At 63.9% G+C, this 20,192-nt stretch carries 19 protein-coding genes; 9 read left to right on the top strand and 10 right to left on the bottom strand.

Features of this window, described 5'->3' with window-relative positions:
* Window positions 1-110 precede the first annotated feature (110 nt).
* The 3 genes from FFS60_RS14155 to FFS60_RS14145 all read right to left on the bottom strand — a co-directional run bounded on the left by FFS60_RS14155 (window position 111) and on the right by FFS60_RS14145 (window position 3,792).
* The gene (locus FFS60_RS14155) at window positions 111-1,478 is read right to left on the bottom strand and encodes an aspartate aminotransferase family protein (RefSeq protein WP_028629087.1); all 1,368 of its coding nucleotides are present in this window, start codon (window positions 1,476-1,478) and stop codon (window positions 111-113) included.
* 62 nt (window positions 1,479-1,540) lie between these two features.
* Window positions 1,541-2,899 carry a glutamine synthetase family protein gene (locus FFS60_RS14150; protein WP_028629088.1) on the bottom strand — a complete coding sequence of 453 codons (1,359 nt, stop codon included), beginning with the start codon at window positions 2,897-2,899 and terminating at the stop codon, window positions 1,541-1,543.
* 140 nt (window positions 2,900-3,039) lie between these two features.
* Window positions 3,040-3,792 (bottom strand): gamma-glutamyl-gamma-aminobutyrate hydrolase family protein, encoded by a 753-nt coding sequence (locus tag FFS60_RS14145; RefSeq protein ID WP_028629089.1) that lies wholly within the window; start codon window positions 3,790-3,792, stop codon window positions 3,040-3,042.
* 278 nt (window positions 3,793-4,070) lie between these two features.
* On the opposite strand from FFS60_RS14145, the gene FFS60_RS14135 reads away from it, so the two are divergent.
* The 5 genes from FFS60_RS14135 (at window position 4,071) to aguA (ending at window position 9,736) form a co-directional block, all read left to right on the top strand.
* Window positions 4,071-5,456 carry a glutamine synthetase family protein gene (locus FFS60_RS14135; protein WP_028629090.1) on the top strand — a complete coding sequence of 462 codons (1,386 nt, stop codon included), beginning with the start codon at window positions 4,071-4,073 and terminating at the stop codon, window positions 5,454-5,456.
* Window positions 5,457-5,609: 153 nt separating this feature from the next.
* Entirely contained in the window at window positions 5,610-6,668 is a 1,059-nt protein-coding gene (locus FFS60_RS14130; RefSeq protein WP_028629091.1) for a polyamine ABC transporter substrate-binding protein, read from the top strand.
* A gap of 156 nt (window positions 6,669-6,824) precedes the next feature.
* Window positions 6,825-7,469, top strand: coding sequence for a TetR/AcrR family transcriptional regulator (locus tag FFS60_RS14125; protein WP_028629092.1), 645 nt, complete (start codon window positions 6,825-6,827; stop codon window positions 7,467-7,469).
* Window positions 7,470-7,665: 196 nt separating this feature from the next.
* The gene (gene aguB, locus FFS60_RS14120) at window positions 7,666-8,544 is read left to right on the top strand and encodes an N-carbamoylputrescine amidase (RefSeq protein WP_028629093.1); all 879 of its coding nucleotides are present in this window, start codon (window positions 7,666-7,668) and stop codon (window positions 8,542-8,544) included.
* Window positions 8,545-8,629: 85 nt separating this feature from the next.
* Window positions 8,630-9,736 (top strand): agmatine deiminase, encoded by a 1,107-nt coding sequence (gene aguA / locus FFS60_RS14115; RefSeq protein WP_028629094.1) that lies wholly within the window; start codon window positions 8,630-8,632, stop codon window positions 9,734-9,736.
* 149 nt (window positions 9,737-9,885) lie between these two features.
* Here the strand turns inward: aguA and FFS60_RS14110 are convergent, their stop codons facing one another.
* The 7 genes from FFS60_RS14110 to FFS60_RS14080 form a co-directional block, all read right to left on the bottom strand.
* Window positions 9,886-10,101 carry a molybdopterin-binding protein gene (locus FFS60_RS14110; RefSeq protein WP_003455791.1) on the bottom strand — a complete coding sequence of 72 codons (216 nt, stop codon included), beginning with the start codon at window positions 10,099-10,101 and terminating at the stop codon, window positions 9,886-9,888.
* Between the two features lie 37 nt (window positions 10,102-10,138).
* Complete coding sequence (gene ssuB / locus FFS60_RS14105; protein WP_028629095.1) at window positions 10,139-10,948, bottom strand: aliphatic sulfonates ABC transporter ATP-binding protein; 810 nt, start codon at window positions 10,946-10,948, stop codon at window positions 10,139-10,141.
* Window positions 10,945-11,730, bottom strand: coding sequence for an aliphatic sulfonate ABC transporter permease SsuC (ssuC, locus tag FFS60_RS14100; RefSeq protein ID WP_137822318.1), 786 nt, complete (start codon window positions 11,728-11,730; stop codon window positions 10,945-10,947). Before ssuC ends, ssuB begins: the two co-directional genes overlap by 4 nt.
* A 10-nt stretch (window positions 11,731-11,740) precedes the next feature.
* The gene (gene ssuD, locus FFS60_RS14095) at window positions 11,741-12,895 is read right to left on the bottom strand and encodes an FMNH2-dependent alkanesulfonate monooxygenase (RefSeq protein ID WP_137822317.1); all 1,155 of its coding nucleotides are present in this window, start codon (window positions 12,893-12,895) and stop codon (window positions 11,741-11,743) included.
* A gap of 51 nt (window positions 12,896-12,946) precedes the next feature.
* Window positions 12,947-13,909: a sulfonate ABC transporter substrate-binding protein gene (locus tag FFS60_RS14090; protein ID WP_137822316.1), complete on the bottom strand. Its 963-nt coding sequence runs from the start codon at window positions 13,907-13,909 to the stop codon at window positions 12,947-12,949.
* A 100-nt stretch (window positions 13,910-14,009) separates the two neighbouring features.
* Entirely contained in the window at window positions 14,010-14,648 is a 639-nt protein-coding gene (locus FFS60_RS14085; RefSeq protein WP_028629099.1) for a peroxiredoxin, read from the bottom strand.
* Between the two features lie 286 nt (window positions 14,649-14,934).
* A complete protein-coding gene (locus FFS60_RS14080; protein ID WP_028629100.1) occupies window positions 14,935-16,266 on the bottom strand; it encodes an OprD family porin in 1,332 nt (443 codons plus the stop codon).
* 404 nt (window positions 16,267-16,670) lie between these two features.
* Here FFS60_RS14080 and tauA point away from each other — a divergent pair, with 404 nt between their 5' ends.
* The 4 genes from tauA to tauD form a co-directional block, all read left to right on the top strand.
* Entirely contained in the window at window positions 16,671-17,651 is a 981-nt protein-coding gene (gene tauA / locus FFS60_RS14075) for a taurine ABC transporter substrate-binding protein (RefSeq protein WP_028629101.1), read from the top strand.
* A 53-nt stretch (window positions 17,652-17,704) separates the two neighbouring features.
* Entirely contained in the window at window positions 17,705-18,487 is a 783-nt protein-coding gene (gene tauB / locus FFS60_RS14070) for a taurine ABC transporter ATP-binding subunit (protein WP_137822315.1), read from the top strand.
* A complete protein-coding gene (tauC, locus tag FFS60_RS14065) occupies window positions 18,484-19,317 on the top strand; it encodes a taurine ABC transporter permease TauC (RefSeq protein ID WP_028629103.1) in 834 nt (277 codons plus the stop codon). Before tauB ends, tauC begins: the two co-directional genes overlap by 4 nt.
* A gap of 81 nt (window positions 19,318-19,398) precedes the next feature.
* Window positions 19,399-20,192 (top strand): taurine dioxygenase (gene tauD, locus FFS60_RS14060; protein WP_137822314.1); only part of this gene is annotated, 794 nt, incomplete at its 3' end.

Here is a 20,192-nt window from a genome sequence, read left to right as displayed (position 1 = left end):
ATACGCCACCACTCGGTGAGCCTGGCCAACGCACCAGCGAAGTCTGGCAAGGTAGAGGGCTTGCTTACAACAGGCGGCATCGCGAAATGCCACCACCAAGCCCTCTTTTCTTAACCTTTGACTTCAGCCGCGGTGAGGTCCAGGCACTTGCGTGCCTTGGTCACCAGTTCGTCGACTTCGTCTTTGCTGATCACCAGCGGCGGCGAAATGATCATTGTGTCGCCCACCGCACGCATGATCAGGCCGTTACGGAAGCAGTGCTCGCGGCACAGCATCCCCACACCACCAGCGAAACGCTCACGGGTCTGCTTGTTCTTGACCAGTTCCAGGGCCGCCACCATGCCGACGCCGCGCGCTTCGCCAACCAACGGGTGGTCAGCCAGCTCCTGCCAGCGTTGCTGCAAATACGGTGCCGTCTCGGCCTTGACCCTCTCGACAATCTTTTCTTCGCGCAGGATGCGGATGTTCTCCAGTGCCACCGCTGCCGCCACCGGGTGACCCGAGTAGGTGAAGCCGTGGTAAAACTCGCCGCCTTCGTTGAGCACTTCAACGATCTCATCACGCACGATCACACCCCCCATGGGGATGTAGCCCGAGGTCAGGCCCTTGGCGATCGGCATCAGGTCCGGGGCGTTACCGTAGTACTGGCTGCCAAACCATTCGCCGGTACGGCCGAAGCCGCAAATCACTTCGTCGGCGACAAAAAGGATGTCGTACTTGGCGAGGATCTCGCGGATCTTCGGCCAGTAGGTTTCCGGCGGGACGATCACGCCGCCCGCGCCCTGGATCGGCTCGGCGATGAAGGCCGCAACCTTGTCCTCGCCAACTTCGAGAATCTTCTTCTCCAGCTGCTCGGCGGCCCAGACACCGAACTCGGCGGGCGCCATGTCACCGCCCTCGCCGTACCAGTAAGGCTGGTCGATGTGCTCGATGCCGGGAATCGGCAGGTCACCCTGACCGTGCAGGGCCTTCATCCCGCCCAGGCTGACACCGGCGACGGTGGAGCCGTGGTAGCCGTTCCAGCGACCGATGATGACTTTCTTCTGCGGCTGCCCCTTGGTCGCCCAGTAGTGGCGGACCATGCGCAGCACGGTGTCGTTGGCTTCCGAACCCGAGCCGGTGAAGAACACATGGTTCATGCCTTCCGGCGCGATCTCGGCTATCGCCTTGGAGAGTTCCACCGCTGGCGGGTGCGCGGTCTGGAAGAACAGGTTGTAGAAAGGCAGCTCTCGCATCTGCCGGGTCGCCGCCTGAACCAGCTCCTCGCGGCCGTAGCCGACGTTCACACACCAGAGACCGGCCATGCCATCGAGGATCTTGTTGCCTTCGCTGTCCCAGATGTACACACCTTCGGCCTTGGTGATGATCCTCGCACCCTTGGCGTTCAGCGCCTTGTAGTCGGTGAACGGCGGCAGGTGGTGGTCACGACCGAGCGCTTGCCATTCAAGGGTCTTGGGGTTGGTCACTTGGCTATTCATTTCTCTACCTCAGTAAACACGTATCAGGAGGGCCGGCCGAGGCGGCCGGCCTCCGTTCCGGATCAGACGGAGAGCAGCAGGAACTCGCGTTCCCAGGAGCTGATCACCCGCTTGAAGTTTTCATGCTCGGCACGCTTGACCGCCACATAGGCCGTCACGAACTTGCCGCCCAGGTATTTCTCGATATCCCGGCAGGACTCCATGCGCTCCAGCGCTGCCTCGAGGGTCAGCGGCAGGCGCAGGTTGCGGCGTTCATAGCCGCGCCCCTTGACCGGAGCGCTGGGGTTCACACCCTCTACCATGCCGATGTAACCGCACAGCAAGCTGGCGGCGATGGCCAGGTAGGGGTTGGCGTCCGCCCCGGCCAGGCGGTTCTCCACGCGGCGGTTCTGCGGACCGGCATCCGGTACACGCAGGCCCACCGTGCGGTTCTCCTCGCCCCATTCCACGTTCACCGGCGCGGAGGTGTCCGGCAGGAAACGGCGGAAGGAGTTCACGTTCGGCGCGAACAGCGGCAGCACTTCGGGGATGTACTTTTGCAGACCGCCGATGTGGTTCAGGAACAGCTCGCTCATGGAACCGTCATCGTTGGAGAAGATGTTCTTCCCGGTCTTGATGTCGATCACGCTCTGGTGCAGGTGCATGGCGCTGCCCGGCTCATCGGTGATCGGCTTGGCCATGAAGGTCGCCGCCACGTTGTGCTTGAGCGCGGCCTCGCGCATGGTGCGCTTGAACACCAGGATCTGGTCAGCCAGGTCCAGGGCGTCGCCGTGGCGGAAGTTGATCTCCATCTGCGCCGGACCTTCCTCGTGGATCAAGGTGTCGAGGTCCAGGTCCTGCGTCTCGCACCAGTCGTACATATCCTCGAACAGCGGGTCGAACTCGTTCGCCGCATCGATGGAGAAAGACTGGCGACCGGTTTCCGGGCGGCCCGAGCGACCCAGGGGGGCCTGCAGCGGGAAGTCCGGGTCGTCGCAACGCTTGGTCAGGTAGAACTCCATCTCCGGCGCGACGATGGGCTTCCAGCCCTTGTCGGCATAGAGCTTGAGCACGCGCTTGAGCAGGTTGCGCGGGGACAGCTCGATGGGGTTGCCCTGCTTGTCGAAGGTGTCGTGGATCACCATTGCGGTGGGCTCGATGGCCCAGGGCACCAGGTATACGGCGTTCTCGTCCGGGCGGCAGAACATATCGATGTCCGCCGGGTCGAGCAGCTCGTAATAGATGTCGTCCTCAACATAGTCGCCGGTCACGGTCTGCAGCAGTACGCTCTCGGGGAGACGCATGCCCTTCTCGTCCAGGAACTTGTTGGTCGGCGAGATCTTACCGCGAGCAATGCCGGTAAGATCGCTGATCATGCATTCAACTTCGGTGATTTTGCGTTCTTTCAGCCAGCTAGTCAGCTGGTCGAGCTTGGTAGTCATAAAGACCTCAGGGTTGAGAGCTTCGCTAGGAGGCATCTACAGGTTCGTGCTGTTCACGCTCATCGAGACACCGGCCGCGATCAGTACAGTCCGAACTGCGCGACACGGCAAATCGCCGGTTTCCTGAAGAGTTCTCCCGCTCAGCGTTGCCCCGCCTTCTCCCTGCAAGCCTCACCAAAGGCCTGGAAGATGGCGAGATAGTTCGGGTTGGTCCGCACTTGCCACTCGGGATGCCACTGCACCCCAAGGGCAAAGCTCTTGGCGCCTTCGACCGAAAAGGCCTCGACCAACCCATCGGGCGCCAGAGCCTCTACATGCAGGCCCGGCGCCAGACGTTCAACGCCCTGGCCATGAATGGAGTTGACTTGAATCTCGGACGGCAAGCCGATGCCGTCGAGCACGCCACCCGGCTGCACCCGCAGCAGGTGACGGGGAGCGTATTGCACCTCGAGCGGCTCGTCGGCCGGCTCGCGGTGGTCCATGAATCCTTCTACTTCATGCACGCGCTGGTGCAGGGTGCCGCCAAAGGCCACGTTCATTTCCTGGAAACCACGGCAAATGCCCAGAACGGGAATACCGGCGGCGATGGCCGCACGGACCAGAGGCAGAGTAGTGCGATCCCGGGCGGGATCATGACGGGTGCCGGGCTCGGAAGCGGGGCCGCTATAATGATGGGGCTCTACATTAGAAGGAGAGCCGGTAAAGAGAAGACCGTCCAGGCTGGCCAGCAGGCTCGCCTGGTCCATCAGTTCAGCCAGGGCCGGGATCACTAGCGGAACACCACCAGCTCCGACCGCCACCGCACGAACATACTTGTCACCCGCTATATGATAAGTCTGAGGACCGATCTCTCTGGTGCAAGCGGAGACGCCGATCAACGGCAGGCGAGACATGAGACACCCGTTTTATTTGTCTGTTATGGGTTGCGACCGAGCTTAGCGTTGTTCATTTTTTTACACAATAGGGCTGTAAAAAATTGAACACGCCCCGCTGAGCACCGCAGCCGGCAGGGCTCTGAGAGAGGTTCGGATGCCCCAGAACGCCCCAAAACTGGCCATTGAGCCCGTTTTTGGGGCAAAATAGGGCTCGCTTGACATCGAGGGGTGATTCGGATTGACTCACACCTTAGATAGAGCGTGATTGATATTTTTAACAATAAAGGTGTTGCATCATGTCGGTACCCCCGCGTGCCGTTCAGCTTCAAGAAGCGAACGAGTTCCTTAAGGAGCATCCTGAGGTCCAGTTCGTCGACCTGTTGATTGCAGATATGAATGGAGTGGTACGAGGCAAGCGAATCGAACGCGCCAGCCTGACCAAAGTCTACGAGAAAGGCATCAACCTCCCCGCTTCCATCTTCGCTCTCGATATCAACGGATCCACCGTCGAAAGCACCGGCCTCGGCCTGGACATCGGCGACGCAGACCGCATCTGCTATCCCATCCCCGACACCCTCAGCGACGAACCCTGGCAGAAGCGCCCGACCGCGCAGCTGCTTATGACCATGCATGAGGTCGAAGGCGAAGGCGAACCCTTCTTTGCCGACCCTCGCGAGGTCCTGCGTCGTGTGGTGGAGAAATTCGATGAGCTCGGCCTGACCATCTGCGCCGCGTTCGAACTGGAGTTCTACCTGATCGACCAGGAGAACATCAACGGCCGTCCGCAGCCGCCGCGTTCTCCCATCTCCGGCAAGCGTCCGCAGTCCACCCAGGTGTACCTGATCGACGACCTCGACGAATACGCCGACTGCCTGCAGGACATCCTCGAAGGCGCCAAGGTCCAGGGCATCCCGGCCGACGCGATCGTCAAGGAAAGTGCCCCGGCCCAGTTCGAAGTCAACCTGCATCACGTTGAAGACGCCCTGAAGGCCTGCGACTACGCCGTACTGCTCAAGCGTCTGATCAAGAACATCGCCTACGACCATGAAATGGATACCACCTTCATGGCCAAGCCCTACCCGGGCCAGGCGGGCAACGGCCTGCACGTGCATATCTCGCTGATCGACAAGAAGACCGGCAAGAACATCTTCACCGCCGATGATCCCGAGCAGAACGCCGCTTTGCGTCATGCGGTCGGCGGTGTGCTCGAGACCATGCCTGCATCCATGGGCTTCCTCTGCCCGAACGTGAACTCCTACCGCCGTTTCGGCGCGCAGTTCTACGTGCCGAACGCGCCGAGCTGGGGTTTGGACAACCGTACCGTAGCTGTTCGCGTGCCCACCGGTAGCGCAGATGCCGTGCGCATCGAACACCGCGTGGCCGGTGCCGACGCCAACCCTTACCTGATGATGTCGGCCATCCTTGCGGGCATTCACCACGGTCTGACCAACAAGGTCGAGCCGGGGGCGCCCATCGAAGGCAACTCCTACGAACAGCTGGAGCAAAGCCTGCCGAACAACCTGCGCGATGCCTTGCGCGAGCTGGACGACAGCGAAGTCCTGGCCAAGTACATCAGCCCGGACTACATCGACATCTTCGTCGCCTGTAAGGAAAGCGAGCTGGAGGAGTTCGAGCACTCCATCTCCGACCTCGAGTACAACTGGTACCTGCATACCGTGTAAGCGAGTCCACAACGCCGGCCCCAGGGCCGGCGTTGTCGTATCTGGACCCTTTGCAACATCCGGCGCAACGGACCCTTCCGGCCGCCTGCGCCTTGCAGCACCCGCAAGAAACCACAACAAACAGAACCTGCATGCTTTATCAGGGAGGACGTCATGCCCCGCTTGCTCGCCCCGCTGTTGCTCGCATTGCTCCCCGCACTGGCCCAGGCCGAAGACCTGATCCGTGTCTACAACTGGAACGACTACATTGCCCCGGAGGTGCTGGAAGAGTTCCAGAAAGAAACCGGCATCAAGGTCGAGTACCACACCTTCAGCAGCGCCGAAGAGCTGGACAACGCGCTGGCCAGCGGCGAACCGATCGACGTGGCAGTCCCCTCGCACAACGACCTGCCGCGACTGATCAAGGAAGGCCGCCTGCAACCCCTGGACTTCTCCCGACTGCCCAACCGCCAGCACCTGGACAAGCAACTGCTGAGCAAGCTGGCCGCCATGGACCCGAACAACCAGCATGCCGTGCCCTACCTCTGGGGTGCCGTTGGCCTGGCCGTGAACACGCCCCTGGCGGAGAAGGCCTTTGGCGGCCCGCTGCCCCAGAGCTGGAGCCTGCTGTTCGATGCCGAACAGAGTGCGCGCCTTGGCCAGTGCGGCATCAGCCTGCTGGACGCCCCCGACGAAACCCTCGCCGTGCTGTTCAACTACCAGGGCCGTAACTTCGCCCGCAGCGCGCCAAGCCGGCTCAAGCGCAGCGCCGAGGCACTCAATGGCCTGCGCCCGAACCTGCGCTACATCGACAGCGAGCGCTACATTGCTGATCTCAATGCCGGCAACCTCTGCGTCGCCATGGCCTGGGTCGGCGACGCCCTGAACGCCGCCGCGGCCGGCCAGCCGGTGACCTTCATGGTCCCGGACGAAGGCTCGGTGGTCTTCATCGACAATCTGGCGATCCCCACCAGCGCCAACCGCGCCGACCTCGCACACCGGTTCATCGACTTCATGCTGCGTCCGCAGGTGGCGGCAAAGGTCACCAGCGCCACCCTCTACCCGAGCGGTAACGCTGACGCCCGCCAGTACCTGGATGATTCCCTGCGCAACCAGCCCGGCCTGTACCCGGACAAGGACACCAAGCGTCGCCTGTTCCCGGTCGAGCCAGTGCCGGAGAAGCTCAGCGCCACCCGCGACGAAGTCTGGACGGCGTTTCGCGAAGGCCTATAGGGGCGAATTTATTCGCCAAGCAGGACGCAGTCCGGCCAGAAAATCCTCTCTCCCGCGGCCCTCTGCCGCACGCGGGAGAGGGGGCCATGCATCCGCTCTCTTGCTCCTGAACCACCGCCTGGCGTCCAATAGCGCCTCTTCGGAAAGGAGCCTCCCATGCCGCGTCCCGCCACCGCCCGCAAACCGCGCGCCAGCAGTCAGCTGCGCATCGCCGGGATTCTCGACGCCGCCCGCGCCCTGCTGGCCGAACAGGGCGTGGCCAACCTGTCGATCTACAGCGTTGCCGAGCGCGCAGAGATGCCGCCCTCCTCCGTCTACCACTTCTTCGCCAGCGTGCCGGCGATCCTCGAAGCGCTGACTGCCGACATCCACGCCGCCTTTCGCGCCTGCCTGCAGCAACCCATCGAGCACGACGGCCTGCGCCACTGGCACGACCTCTCGCGGCTGGTGGAAGAGCGCATGCTGTCGATCTACGCCGCCGACGCCGCTGCGCGTCAGCTGATCCTCGCCCAGCACGGCCTCACCGAAGTCACCCAGGCCGACCGCCAGCACGACATCGAACTGGGCCGACTGATGCACGCCCTCTTCGCGCGCCACTTCGAGTTGCCGGTGCTGCCGGATGACGTCGACGTCTTCGCCCTGGCCATGGAACTGGGCGACCGCGTCTACGCCCGCTCGGTGCAGCTGCACGGCGCAATCACCCCGCGCCTGGCTGAAGAAGGCATGCGCGTATTCGACGCCTACCTCGGTCTCTACTTGCCGCCCTACCTGCCCAAGCGCGCCCTTCCGCGGGACGACTGAATTCACGCAAAACCGATATTTATCCGCAAATAAATCAAGAATCAGCCTTTGATAGATAAATCTAGCTTTGAAAGCGGATTTTTATCGGATATAAAGTCGCCATCCGCACGGCGGCACACTCCGCCAGCACGGAAAAACCACCGATTGCCGATAGATATCCGGCAACCGGCCCTGATTCGTACTGACGAGGTGTTCCATGTCCCGCATCGTTACCGTCGCCGCCACCCAGATGGCCTGCTCCTGGAATCGCGCCGCGAATATCGCTAACGCCGAGAAACTGGTCCGCGCGGCTGCCGCCAAAGGCGCCCAGATCATCCTGATCCAGGAGCTCTTCGAGACCCCCTACTTCTGCCAGAAGCCGAACCCGGACTATCTGCAACTGGCCACCCCGACCGAGACCAACGAAGCCATCGCGCATTTCCAGAATGTCGCCAAGGAACTGCAGGTCGTGCTGCCCATCAGCTACTTCGAGCAGGCTGGCCGTGCACGCTTCAACAGCATCGCCATCATCGATGCCGACGGCAGCAACCTCGGCGTCTACCGCAAGAGCCACATCCCGGACGGCCCCGGCTACCACGAGAAGTACTACTTCAACCCGGGCGACACCGGTTTCAAAGTCTGGAACACCCGCTACGCCAAGATCGGCGTGGGCATCTGCTGGGACCAGTGGTTCCCGGAAGCGGCCCGCAGCATGGCCCTGCTGGGTGCCGAGATCCTCTTCTACCCGACCGCCATCGGCAGCGAGCCGCATGATGCGAACATCACCTCGCGTGATCACTGGCAGCGCGTGCAACAAGGCCATGCCGGCGCCAACCTGATGCCGCTGGTGGCGTCCAACCGCATCGGCAAGGAAGAGCAGGACGGCTACGACATCACCTTCTATGGCTCCTCCTTCATCGCCGACCAGTTCGGCGCCAAGGTCGAGGAACTCAACGAGACCGAAGAAGGCATCCTGGTGCACAGCTTCGACCTCGACAAACTGGAGCATGTGCGCAGCGCCTGGGGTGTGTTCCGCGACCGCCGCCCGAACCTATACTCCCCGATCAAGACCCTGGACGGCTCCCTCGAGTCGTAATGCCCGAATCCAGGGGCCAGCCCGATGGCGATGCACTGTTCGCCAGCGGGTTGGCCCCTGCTCCATTTCAGACGGTGAATTGTTGATGAACACACTGAGCAGCCTCCCCCGCGATGACGGCTTCCGCATGCCGGCCGAATGGGAACCCCATACCCGCACCTGGATGGTCTGGCCGGAACGCCCCGACAACTGGCGCCTCGGCGGAAAGCCCGCGCAAGCGGCCTTCACCGCCGTGGCCAAGGCCATCGCCCGCTTCGAGCCGGTGACCGTCTGCGTCTCCGCCACCCAGTACGAGAATGCCCGCGCACGCCTCGACGAACCGAACATCCGCGTGGTGGAAATCAGCACAGACGACGCCTGGGTCCGCGATACCGGCCCGACCTTCGTGGTCAACGACAACGGCGACGTGCGCGGCGTGGACTGGACCTTCAACGCCTGGGGCGGCTTCGACGGCGGCCTCTACTTCCCCTGGAACCGCGATGACCAGGTGGCCCGCAAGGTCCTCGAAATCGAAGGCTGCAAGCGTTACCGCACCGATGGCTTCGTGCTGGAAGGCGGCTCCATCCACGTGGATGGCGAAGGCACCCTGATCACCACCGAAGAGTGCCTGCTGAACAAGAACCGCAACCCGCACCTGACCCGCGACCTGATCGAAGCCGTGCTGCGCGAGCAACTGTCGATCGAGACTGTGATCTGGCTGCCGGACGGCCTGTACAACGACGAGACCGACGGCCATGTGGATAACTTCTGCTGCTACGTGCGCCCGGGCGAAGTCCTGCTGGCCTGGACCGATGACCCGCACGACCCGAACTTCCCGCGCTGCCAGGCGGCCATGAAGGTTCTGGAGCACGCCCGCGACGCCAAGGGCCGCCAGCTGGTAGTGCACAAGATGCCGATCCCCGGCCCGATCTACGCCACCGAGGAAGAATGCGCCGGTGTGGACCTGGTGGAAGGCACCCAGGAACGCGATCCGTCGATCCGCCTGGCTGGCTCCTACGTGAACTTCCTGATCGTCAACGGCGGCATCGTCGCGCCCAAGTTCGACGACGCGAAAGACGCCACGGCCGAAGCCATCTTGAAGCGCGTCTTCCCGCAGCACGAAGTGGTGATGGTGCCCGGCCGCGAGATCCTCCTCGGCGGCGGCAACATCCACTGCATCACCCAACAGCAACCGGCGCCGCAAAAGCGCTGAGCCAAGCTGGAATGAACGAACCCCCGCAGATGCGGGGGTTCGTTTTTTGTATCCGTAGGATGGGTAGAGCCTGCGAAACCCATCGAATGCTGGGCACGCCAGCATGGGTTTCGCTCCGCTCTACCCATCCTACGGAAGCACAGCCTGCATCACAGCTTCGCAATCGACACCTCGGTGGATTTCACGAAGGCAATCACCTCGGAGCCGATGCCCAGTTCCAGCTCGCGCACGGAGCGGGTGGTGATGACGGAAGTCACGATGCCGGCGGCGGTCTGCACGTCGATCTCCGAGAGCACCGGGCCTTCGATGATTTCCTTGATAGTGCCCTTGAACTGGTTGCGGACGTTGATGGCTTTGATGGTCATGGCGGTTATTCCTTTGCTCGGGGTATTGGGGTTTGGGTCAAAGTGCCCAACGCAATTGCGTGGGCAGGGGGGATATGGGTTCGGGTTCCGGCGGGGCCGGCGGTAGCGCCAGCACCCGGTCCAGCACTTCGGCTTCCAGCGCAGCGAGACGGGCCGAGCCACGGGCTCGCGGACGTTGCAGCTCAACCGGTAGATCCAGGCCGATTGCACCGTCCTCGATCAGGATCACCCGGTCGGCAACGGCCACCGCCTCACTCACGTCGTGGGTCACCAGCAGGACAGTGAAACCGTGTTGCTGCCAGAGGCGCTCGATCAACTGCTGCATCTCGATGCGGGTCAGGGCATCTAGGGCACCCAGGGGCTCGTCCAGCAGCAGCAGGCGCGGTTGGTGGATCAGGGCGCGGGCCAAGGCCACGCGCTGCTTCTGGCCACCGGAGAGCGCCGCCGGCCACTCATGCGCACGGTCGGCCAGCCCCACTGCGTCCAAGGCTTCGAGGGCGCGCGGACGCCAGTCGCCGGAGAGGCCCAGGCCGACGTTGTCGATCACCCGTTTCCAGGGCAATAGGCGCGCATCCTGGAACATCAGGCGAGTGTCCTCGCGGGCGTCTTCCAACGGCGCCGAGCCGGCCAGCAGCTCGCCACGGGAGGGCTTGTCCAACCCGGCCAACAGGCGCAGCAGGGTGCTCTTGCCGCACCCGCTGCGACCGACCACCGCAACGAACTGGCCGGCAGGAATCAGCAGGTCGATGCCCTTGAGCACTTCACGCTCGCCAAAGGCCTTGCCGATTCCGCGCAGCGCCAGCGGTATGCCGCGCTTGAGGCGTTGTGGAACCTGGGCAGCGGTCATGCGGCACCTCCCTTGGCCTGGTAAGCCGGGTGCCAGCGCAACCAGACGCGCTCCAGGCCCCGAGCGGCGACGTCGGCCAGCTTGCCGAGCACCGCGTAGAGCAGGATCGCCAGAACCACCACATCGGTCTGCAGGAACTCGCGGGCGTTCATCGCCAGGTAGCCGATGCCGGAGCTGGCGGAAATCGTCTCGGCGACGATCAGCGTCAGCCACATGAAGCCAAGGGCGAAACGCACGCCCACCAGGATCGAGGGCAGCGCCCCGGGCAGGATCATCTGGCTGAACAGTGCGAAGCCGGACAACCCGTAACTGCGCGCCATTTCCACCAGCGCCGGGTCTACGTTGCGGATGCCGTGGTAGGTGTTGAGGTAAATGGGGAACAGGGTGCCGAGGGCAACCAGGAAAATCTTCGCCGATTCATCGATGCCGAACCACAGGATCACCAGTGGAATCAGCGCCAGGTGCGGCACGTTACGGATCATCTGCACCGAGCTGTCCAGTAGGCGCTCGCCCCACTTCGACAGGCCGGTAATGAAGCCCAGCAACAGGCCGAGGCCGCCGCCGATGGCGAAGCCGATACCCGCACGCCAGCCGCTGATGGCCAGATGGGTCCAGATCTCGCCGCTGGACAGCAGGCTCCAGCCCGCCGCCAGCACCGCGCTTGGCGCTGGCAGGATGCGGGTGGAGAGCAGGCCGGTTGCCACTGCACCCTGCCAGATCGCCAGCAGCGCCACGGGCAAGGCCCAGGGCGCCAGGCGCAGGAGTATGGAATTGAATTTCATCCCCGCGCCCTCAGCTCTGCGACGCCAGCTTGGCTTCGGGCAGGGCCTCGTTGGCCACCATCTCGCCGAAGGGGCTGACGAAGCCCAGCCCGTCGTTGGTGCGCGGAGGGGCCACATCCAGGTGCGGGAACAGCAGTTCGGCGACACGATAGGACTCTTCCAGGTGCGGATAGCCGGAGAAGATGAAGGTATCGATGCCGAGGTCGGCGTATTCCTTCACCCGCGCGGCCACGGTCGGACCATCGCCCACCAGCGCCGTACCGGCACCACCGCGCACCAGGCCGACCCCTGCCCAGAGGTTGGGGCTGACTTCCAGCTTGTCGCGCCGGCCGTTGTGCAGGGCAGCCATGCGCTGTTGGCCTACCGAGTCGAAGCGGGCGAAGGCAGCCTGCGCCTTGGCGATGGTGGCATCGTCGAGGTTCTCGATCAGGCGGTCGGCAGCCGCCCAGGCAGCTTCGTTGGTTTCACGCACGATCACGTGCAGGCGGATGCCAAAACGCACCGTGCGACCCAGCTTGGCGGCCTTGGCGCGCACCTGTTCGATCTTCTCTTTCACCGCTGCCGGCGGCTCGCCCCAGGTCAGGTACAGCTCGACCTGCTCGGCGGCGAGGTCCTGGGCGGCCTCGGAGGAACCTCCGAAGTACAGCGGCGGACGCGGCTGTTGCAGTGGCGGGTAGAACAATTTGGCCCCCTTCACCTGGAGGTGCTTGCCGTCGTAATCGACGGTTTCGCCCTCCAGCACGCGGCGCCAGATGCGGGTGAACTCCACCGAGGCTTCGTAACGCTCGGCGTGGTTCAGGTGCAGGCCATCGGCGGCCAGTTCATCCGGGTCGCCACCGGTGACCAGGTTGAACAAGGCGCGGCCACCGGACAGGCGATCCAGGGTCGCCGCCTGGCGCGCGGCCACGGTCGGCGAAATGATTCCGGGGCGCAGGGCCACGAGGAATTTCAGGCGTTGGGTTACCGGGATCAGCGAAGCCGCCACCAGCCAGGAGTCCTCGCAGGAACGCCCGGTGGGGATCAGCACGCCGCCGAAGCCGAGACGGTCGGCTGCCTGGGCGATCTGTTGCAGGTAGCCGTGGTCGACGGCGCGGGCGCCCTCGGAGGTGCCGAGGTAGTGGCCATCGCCGTGGGTCGGCAGGAACCAGAAGATGTTCAAGCTCATGGAGTGGTCTCCTTAAAAACCTCCCCTCTCCCTTCGGGAGAGGGATTCAAGTCACTGCTGCGCGACTTTTGCGGGTGGCGTCCAGATCACGTCGGCGATGCTGAGTTTTTTCGGGATCAGCTTCAGCGCGGTGAAGGTGTCGGCGATCTTCTGCTGCGCAGTGACCACCTCCGGGCTCAGCGGCTGGGCACCGTAGCCCTGGCGCTTCACGGCGATGGAAGTGATGTCCCTGGGCAGGCCCAGCAGCGGCGCGACCTGTTCGGTGACCTTGTCCGGATCGGCCTTGGAGTCCTCGCCCACGGCGCGTACTTCCTCGATCAGGGTGTTGATCACCTGCGGGTGCTTCTGGGCATAGGTGCGAGTGGCCAGGTAGAACTGGTGGTTATCCACAAGCCCTTCGCCATTGCGCAGGGTGCGCGCCTCGAGCTGCTTCTCGGCGGCGGCCTGGAAGGGGTCCCAGATCACCCAGGCGTCTACGCTGCCGCGTTCGAAGGCGGCGCGGGCGTCGGCCGGGGGCAGGTAGACGGGCTGGATATCGCTGTACTTCAGACCGGCCTCCTCCAGCGCACGCACCAACAGGTAGTGCACGTTGGAACCCTTGTTCAGGGCGACCTTCTTGCCGGCCAGTTCCTTCACCGACTGGATGGACGACCCCTTGGGCACCAGGATCGCTTCGCTCAGCGGCGCCGGCGGCTCATAGGCCACGTAGAGCAGATCGGCACCAGCGGCCTGGGCGAATACCGGCGGGGTTTCGCCGGTCACGCCGAAGTCAATGGAGCCCACGTTGAGGCCTTCCAGCAGCTGCGGGCCGCCGGGGAACTCGGTCCATTTGACGTCGATGCCCTGTTCGGCCAGACGCTTCTCCAGCGTGCCCTTGGCCTTTAGCAGCACCAGGGTGCCGTATTTCTGGTAGCCGATTCGCAGGGTTTCGGCCTGTGCTTGAGTGATGGCGCCGAAAGCCAGGGCAGCCGCGAACAGGGCAGCCAGGCTCCGACGCAAAGTGATGGTGCGCATGGCGCTCTCCTCATGACTTTGCTTGTGATGTCGTTGCCTGCTGGCCCGTTGGCGGGTGAGTAAGGCGGGGTCGTTAAGTGCGCGCGAGGCGCCGGATGGATCAGCGGTTGGGTTGCGGCGTCAGGCGCAGGTAGGGCCGGACCGCCTTGTAGCCGCGCGGGAAGCGCTGGCGGATTTCGTCTTCATCCTTGAGCGAGGGCACGATCACCACGTCGTCACCGTCCTGCCAATTGGCTGGGGTGGCGACCTTGTGGTTGTCGGTCAGTTGCAGGGAGTCGATTACCCGCAGGATCTCGTTGAAGTTGCGCCCGGTGCTGGCCGGGTAGGTGATGATCAGGCGCACTTTCTTGTTCGGGTCGATGATGAACAGCGAGCGCACGGTGAGGGTGTCGTTGGCGTTCGGGTGGATCAGGTCGTAGAGGTCGGACACCTGGCGGTCGGCGTCGGCGATGATCGGGAAATTCACCAGGGTGCCCTGGGTGTCGTTGATGTCATCGATCCAGCGGTGATGGGAATCCACCGGGTCGACCGACAAGGCGATCGCCTTCACGCCACGGGCGGTGAATTCATCCTTGAGCTTGGCGGTGAATCCCAGTTCGGTGGTGCACACCGGCGTGAAGTCAGCGGGGTGCGAAAACAGCACGCCCCAACTACCGTCCAGCCATTCATGGAAGCGGATGCGGCCTTCGCTGGAGTCCTGTTCAAAGTCGGGGGCGATGTCGCCGAGGCGGATACTCATGGTGCGGCTCCTGTGTCTGGGTGTCGTTCCGTGGGGCCCACTATGCGTAGCTGCACTGCAAATTAATAAGAATAAATAACGATTTATTTATGCGATTTAGAGATATAAAAATACAAACGTGAAGAAGCCGGGAAGGCCTCTGGAATGAGGTTCCCGGCGGTCTCATGGTGCTCACTGCGGGCCGTCGCCCTCACCCCAACCCTCTCCCGGAGGGAGAGGGGGCTGTCAGTGCCAGGAGGGCGAATTCATTCGCGATCGTAGGGTGGGCTTCAGCCCACCACCGGCCTTACAGCAACGTCAGGGTGTAGCTCAGGATCAGGCGGTTCTCGTCCTGGTCACGGGCGGCATCACTGCGCAGCGCGGCGTTGCGCCAGGACACGCCTAGGCCTTTCAGCGGACCGCCCTGCAGCACGTAGTCGAGGCGAAAATCGCGCTCCCACTCGCCCTGGTCGCTGCCCTGGGTCTCGATGTTGCTGCCCTTCAGGTAGGTGCCCACCGCCTTCAGGCCCGGCACGCCGAGCTTGGCGAAGTCGTAGCCGTATTCGGCCACCCAGGTGCGCTCGCCGGCGCTGAGGAACTTGCCGATCTGGCGGTCGGTGATCAGGTAGGCGGTGGCGCCATCACCCTGGTTGAGGAAGGGGAAGGCGCTGTCGCCGGAGACCTGCTGGTAGCCCAGGCTGGCCGCGTGGCCACCGAGGGTGTAGGTGAACAGGGCGCTCCAGGTGCGGTTGTCGACTTCAAAGCGGTCCGGATCGTTGGCCGCCCAGTTGCCCGAGCTGCGGAAGCCTTCGCGGCGGCCGGCGACGCTGGCGTTCTTGCCGTCGGAGTCGCTGTAGAAGTAGCGCAGGTCGGACTTCAGCGCGCCCACCGGCAGCGCCCAGTTGTGGGTCAGGCCGAGAAAGTGCTGGTTATAGAAGTCTTCCAGGTTGCCGTAGTAGTACTGCGCGAGCAGGTTGTCGCTGACCTTGTAGTCGCCACCGGCGAAGTAGAACGTGTTGACGAACTGGCCGGTACGGGCGTTGTTCGCGCCGGCGATGGACAGGCCGCGGGCGTCGCTGGAGTTACGCCCCTTGGCGTGTTCCAGCTGGCCACCGACCAGGGTCAGGCCGGCGATCTCGCTGGAGGTCACCTGGCCACCCTCGAAGGTCTGCGGCAGCAGGCGACCGTCGTTGTAGGTCACCACCGGCAGCTTCGGCAGCAGCGTGCCGATGCGCGCTTCGGTCTTGGAGATACGCACCTTGCCGGTCACACCGAGGCTGCCGAAGTCGTCCTCGGCGCGACCGTCATTGTCGGTGGGAAACACGGTGCCGCCGTAGCTGGCGCTGGTCGGGTTGTAGTGGCGGCCCTTGCCGGAATCCAGCTTCACCCCCAACAGGCCGAGCGCGTCGACGCCCACGCCAACGGTGCCTTCGGTGTAGCCGGAGGCGTAGTTGAACAAGAAGCCCTGGCCCCACTCTTCCTGCTTGGAAGGTGCGTCGGCGAACTGGCGGTTGTCCGAGTTGATGTAGAAGTTGCGCAGGGCCAGGCTGGCCTTGCTGTCTTCGATGAAACCGCCAGCGGCGGCCTGCTGGGCCAGCACGCCGAGGGCGACGGCCAGGGCGAGGGACGACTTGTTCATGCTCGATGCTCCATTGCGATCTTGTAGGGGAGTGAGATGCCCGGAGCAGGAGCAGACGCGATGCGCCGCCGCGTGACCTTCGAAGCCACTGTCGTTTTCACAGGCTCCGGTGCATAAGCGATGCGGCGGTCCGCTTTCGGCAGGCCGCCACTCTAGAAGGCGAATGCTAATTTCTAAAAAGAATTATTTTTTTGATAAAGATAACTTTTAGAAATAAGCAATTGTGCGCAGACCGCTCCTCTCCCCCGATTCGTCGGACCTAAGCTAATTCTAAAAAATTATTTATTTCTTATTTTTTAGATCAATTAGCTTGTCTCTACCGGACCACCGGACACCCAGAACGCAATACCCCTGTCCCGTGGACCGGCCTCCTAGACCGGCCCCAGCCCGTTGAGGAGCACCCCATGCTTTCGTCCCAGTTTCCCCGTCGCCTGCTGGCGGCCCTGACCCTTGGCGGCCTGGCCCTGAGCGCCCAGGCCGCGGATTTCACCGTCGCCTACCAGACCACCGTCGACCCGGCCAAGGTCGCCCAGGCCGATGGCGCCTATGAGAAGGCGAGCAAATCCAGCATTGACTGGCGCAAGTTCGACAGCGGCGCTGAAGTCATCACCGCCGTCGCCTCCGGTGACGTGCAAATCGGCTATGTCGGCTCCAGCCCGCTGGCCGCCGCCGCCACTCGCCAGCTGCCGATCCAGACATTCCTCATTGCCACCCAGATCGGCGACGCCGAAGCCCTGGTGGCGCGCAATGGCGCCGGTATCACCAAGCCCGAAGATCTGATCGGCAAGAAGATCGCCGTGCCCTTCGTTTCAACCGGCCACTACAGCCTGCTGGCCGCCCTCAAGCACTGGCAGATCGACCCCACCAAGGTCACCATCCTCAACCTCGCACCGCCAGCCATCGTCGCCGCCTGGCAGCGTGGCGACATCGATGCCACCTACGTCTGGGATCCGGCCCTGGGCGTTGCCAAGTCCAACGGCAAGGTGCTGATCAGCTCCGGTGAGCTGAGCAAGCTGGGCGCGCCCACCTTCGACGCCTGGATCGTGCGCAAGGACTTCGCCAAGAAGCATCCGGAAGTCGTCCGCGCCTTCGCCAAGGTGACCCTCGACGCCTACGCCGCCTACCGCAAGGACCCGAAAGCCTGGCTGGCCGACAAGGCCAACATCGACAAGCTGGTGAAACTGTCCGGCGCCAAGGCCGAGGACATCCCGCTGCTGCTGCAGGGCAACGTCTTCCCGCTCGCCGCCGACCAGGTAACCGCCCTCGGTGCACCGACCACCCAGGCCATCAGCGAGACCGCGCGCTTCCTCAAGGAGCAAGGCAAGGTCGACGCCGTGCTGCCTGACTACGCCCCGTACGTAAGCTCCAAGTACGTCCAGAACTGATTCACCCCGCCTGCCCGACACGTCGGGCAGGCCCTTTCGAGACCCTGCAGAAAATGGCCTTACTCCAGCTGGAGCGCATCAGCGCACAGTACCCAGGCGCGGCCGAGCCGGTACTGACCGACATTTCCTTCGACCTCGGCCCCGGCGAGCTACTGGTAGCCCTCGGCCCGTCCGGCAGCGGCAAGACCACCCTGCTCAATCTCATTGCCGGTTTTGTCAGCCCCAGCGCCGGTCGCATCAGCCTCGACGGCGTGCCCGTCAACGGCCCCAGCGCCGAACGCGGCGTGGTGTTCCAGGACGATGCCCTACTGCCCTGGCAGGACGTGCTCGGCAATGTCGCCTTCGGCCTCGAACTCGCCGGCGTGCCCCGTGCCGAGCGTGAGGCACGTGCCCGCGAAATGCTCGCCCTGGTGGACCTCGTCGGCTTCGACAAGCGCCGCATCTGGGAACTTTCCGGTGGACAGAAACAGCGCGTCGGGATCGCACGTGCCCTGGCCGCCGACCCGCGCGTGCTGCTGATGGACGAGCCCTTCGGCGCCCTCGATGCCTTTACCCGCGAACAGATGCAGGAGCTGTTGCTGCAAGTCTGGCGACGCGCGGCCAAACCCGTTTTCCTGATCACCCACGACATCGAGGAAGCGGTTTTCCTCGCCACCGAACTCATCCTGCTGTCGCCCAACCCGGGCCGCATCAGCGAACGCCTGCGTCTGGACTTCGGCCAGCGCTACGCCGCCGGGGAAAGTGCACGGGCGATCAAGTCCGATCCGCAGTTCATCGAGACGCGCGAACATGTACTCGCCCAGGTCTTCGCCGAACGCCAGAGGAGAAGCACATGAGTAGTCTCGACCTGACCCTGGCCAGCAAGACCGCCACGACTGTGAAACCACGCCAGCGCCGGCCCCTGAGCACCCTGTCCATCAGCCTGCTGACCCTCGGCAGCCTGCTGCTGGCCTGGTGGGCCGTGACCACCGCCGGCCTGATCGAACCCCTGTTCCTGCCCAGCCCGCAGGCCATCGCCCGCAAGGGTTGGGTGCTGCTGACCCAGGGCTACATGGACGCCAGCCTCTGGCAGCATCTGAGCGCGAGCCTGGGACGCATCGGCGCCGCGCTGCTGGCTGCGGTACTGACCGCCGTTCCGCTGGGGATCGCTATCGGCCGCAACCGCATTGCCCGTGGCATCTTCGACCCGCTGATCGAGTTCTATCGGCCCATTCCACCGCTGGCCTACCTGCCCCTGATCGTCATCTGGTGCGGCATCGGCGAGCTGTCCAAGGTGCTGCTGATCTTCCTCGCGATCTTCGCCCCCATCGCCATCGCCACCGCCACCGGCGTGCGCAATGTCGACCCGGCGCGGTTGCGTGCGGCGCAGTCGCTGGGTGCCAGCCAGGCCCAACTGATCCGCCATGTGATCCTGCCCAGTGCCCTGCCGGACATCCTCACCGGCGTGCGAATTGGCCTTGGCGTCGGCTGGTCCACCCTGGTGGCCGCCGAGCTGGTGGCCGCCACCCGTGGCCTGGGCTTCATGGTGCAGTCGGCGGCGCAGTTCCTGGTCACCGATGTGGTGATCCTCGGCATCCTCGTCATCGCCCTGATCGCCTTCGCCCTCGAACTCGGCCTGCGCGCCCTGCAACGCAAGCTCGTGCCCTGGCACGGGCAAAGCCACTGATCCCGCATTTCCCCCTCTCCCTCCGGGAGAGGGTCGGGGTGAGGGGAATCCCCGCTCCGCGCTATCTGGAGATTCACTGCCATGACCCTGCATATCACCCCGCTCTCCCCCGCCCTCGGCGCCGTGGCCGAAGGCCTCGACCTCAGCAAGCCGCTCGACGCCTCGCAGCGCGTTGCAGTGGAGCAAGCCCTGCTCAACCACCAGGTACTGTTCTTCCGCGACCAGCCGCTGAACCCGCAGCAGCAGGCAGCCTTCGCCCGCAACTTCGGTGACCTGCACATCCACCCGATCTATCCGAACATTCCCGAGCAGCCGGAGGTGCTGGTACTCGACACCGCCGTCACCGACGTGCGCGACAACGCCCTCTGGCACACCGACGTGACCTTCCTGGAAACCCCGGCGCTCGGCGCGGTGCTCGCCGCCAAACAGCTCCCGCCCTACGGCGGTGACACCCTCTGGGCCAGCAGCAGCGCGGCCTATGACGCATTGTCGAAACCCATCCAGGAGCTACTGGATGGCTTGACCGCCACCCACGACCTGTCCCGTTCCTTTCCCGAGGAACGCTTCAGCCTCACAGCCGAAGAGCACGAGCGTCTGGAAGACGCCAAGCGCAAGCACCCGCCTCGCAGCCATCCGGTGGTGCGCGCCCATCCGGTCACCGGACGCAAGGGCTTGTTCGTCAACGAAGGCTTCACCACCCGCATCAACGAACTGTCGGCCACGGAAAGCGATGCACTGCTGCGCCTGCTCTTCGCCCATGCCACCCACCCGGCATTCACCATCCGCTGGCGCTGGCAGGCCAATGACGTGGCTTTCTGGGACAACCGCATCACCCAGCATTTCGCGGTCGACGACTACCGTCCGCAGCGTCGCGT

The organism is Pseudomonas sp. D(2018) (genome assembly GCF_005502555.1).
Classification (GTDB): domain Bacteria; phylum Pseudomonadota; class Gammaproteobacteria; order Pseudomonadales; family Pseudomonadaceae; genus Metapseudomonas; species Metapseudomonas resinovorans.
The sequence above is the reverse complement of the archived record's forward strand: the minus strand, read 5'-3'. Positions and strand labels throughout refer to the sequence as shown.

Bases quoted from the DNA above. Each gene is read 5' to 3' on its own strand.
- FFS60_RS14155 (WP_028629087.1), bottom strand. From the start codon at position 1,478: ATGAATAGCCAAGTGACCAACCCCAAGACCCTTGAATGGCAAGCGCTC.
- FFS60_RS14150 (WP_028629088.1), bottom strand. From the start codon at position 2,899: ATGACTACCAAGCTCGACCAGCTGACTAGCTGGCTGAAAGAACGCAAA.
- FFS60_RS14145 (WP_028629089.1), bottom strand. From the start codon at position 3,792: ATGTCTCGCCTGCCGTTGATCGGCGTCTCCGCTTGCACCAGAGAGATC.
- FFS60_RS14135 (WP_028629090.1), top strand. From the start codon at position 4,071: ATGTCGGTACCCCCGCGTGCCGTTCAGCTTCAAGAAGCGAACGAGTTC.
- FFS60_RS14130 (WP_028629091.1), top strand. From the start codon at position 5,610: ATGCCCCGCTTGCTCGCCCCGCTGTTGCTCGCATTGCTCCCCGCACTG.
- FFS60_RS14125 (WP_028629092.1), top strand. From the start codon at position 6,825: ATGCCGCGTCCCGCCACCGCCCGCAAACCGCGCGCCAGCAGTCAGCTG.
- aguB (WP_028629093.1), top strand. From the start codon at position 7,666: ATGTCCCGCATCGTTACCGTCGCCGCCACCCAGATGGCCTGCTCCTGG.
- aguA (WP_028629094.1), top strand. From the start codon at position 8,630: ATGAACACACTGAGCAGCCTCCCCCGCGATGACGGCTTCCGCATGCCG.
- FFS60_RS14110 (WP_003455791.1), bottom strand. From the start codon at position 10,101: ATGACCATCAAAGCCATCAACGTCCGCAACCAGTTCAAGGGCACTATC.
- ssuB (WP_028629095.1), bottom strand. From the start codon at position 10,948: ATGACCGCTGCCCAGGTTCCACAACGCCTCAAGCGCGGCATACCGCTG.
- ssuC (WP_137822318.1), bottom strand. From the start codon at position 11,730: ATGAAATTCAATTCCATACTCCTGCGCCTGGCGCCCTGGGCCTTGCCC.
- ssuD (WP_137822317.1), bottom strand. From the start codon at position 12,895: ATGAGCTTGAACATCTTCTGGTTCCTGCCGACCCACGGCGATGGCCAC.
- FFS60_RS14090 (WP_137822316.1), bottom strand. From the start codon at position 13,909: ATGCGCACCATCACTTTGCGTCGGAGCCTGGCTGCCCTGTTCGCGGCT.
- FFS60_RS14085 (WP_028629099.1), bottom strand. From the start codon at position 14,648: ATGAGTATCCGCCTCGGCGACATCGCCCCCGACTTTGAACAGGACTCC.
- FFS60_RS14080 (WP_028629100.1), bottom strand. From the start codon at position 16,266: ATGAACAAGTCGTCCCTCGCCCTGGCCGTCGCCCTCGGCGTGCTGGCC.
- tauA (WP_028629101.1), top strand. From the start codon at position 16,671: ATGCTTTCGTCCCAGTTTCCCCGTCGCCTGCTGGCGGCCCTGACCCTT.
- tauB (WP_137822315.1), top strand. From the start codon at position 17,705: ATGGCCTTACTCCAGCTGGAGCGCATCAGCGCACAGTACCCAGGCGCG.
- tauC (WP_028629103.1), top strand. From the start codon at position 18,484: ATGAGTAGTCTCGACCTGACCCTGGCCAGCAAGACCGCCACGACTGTG.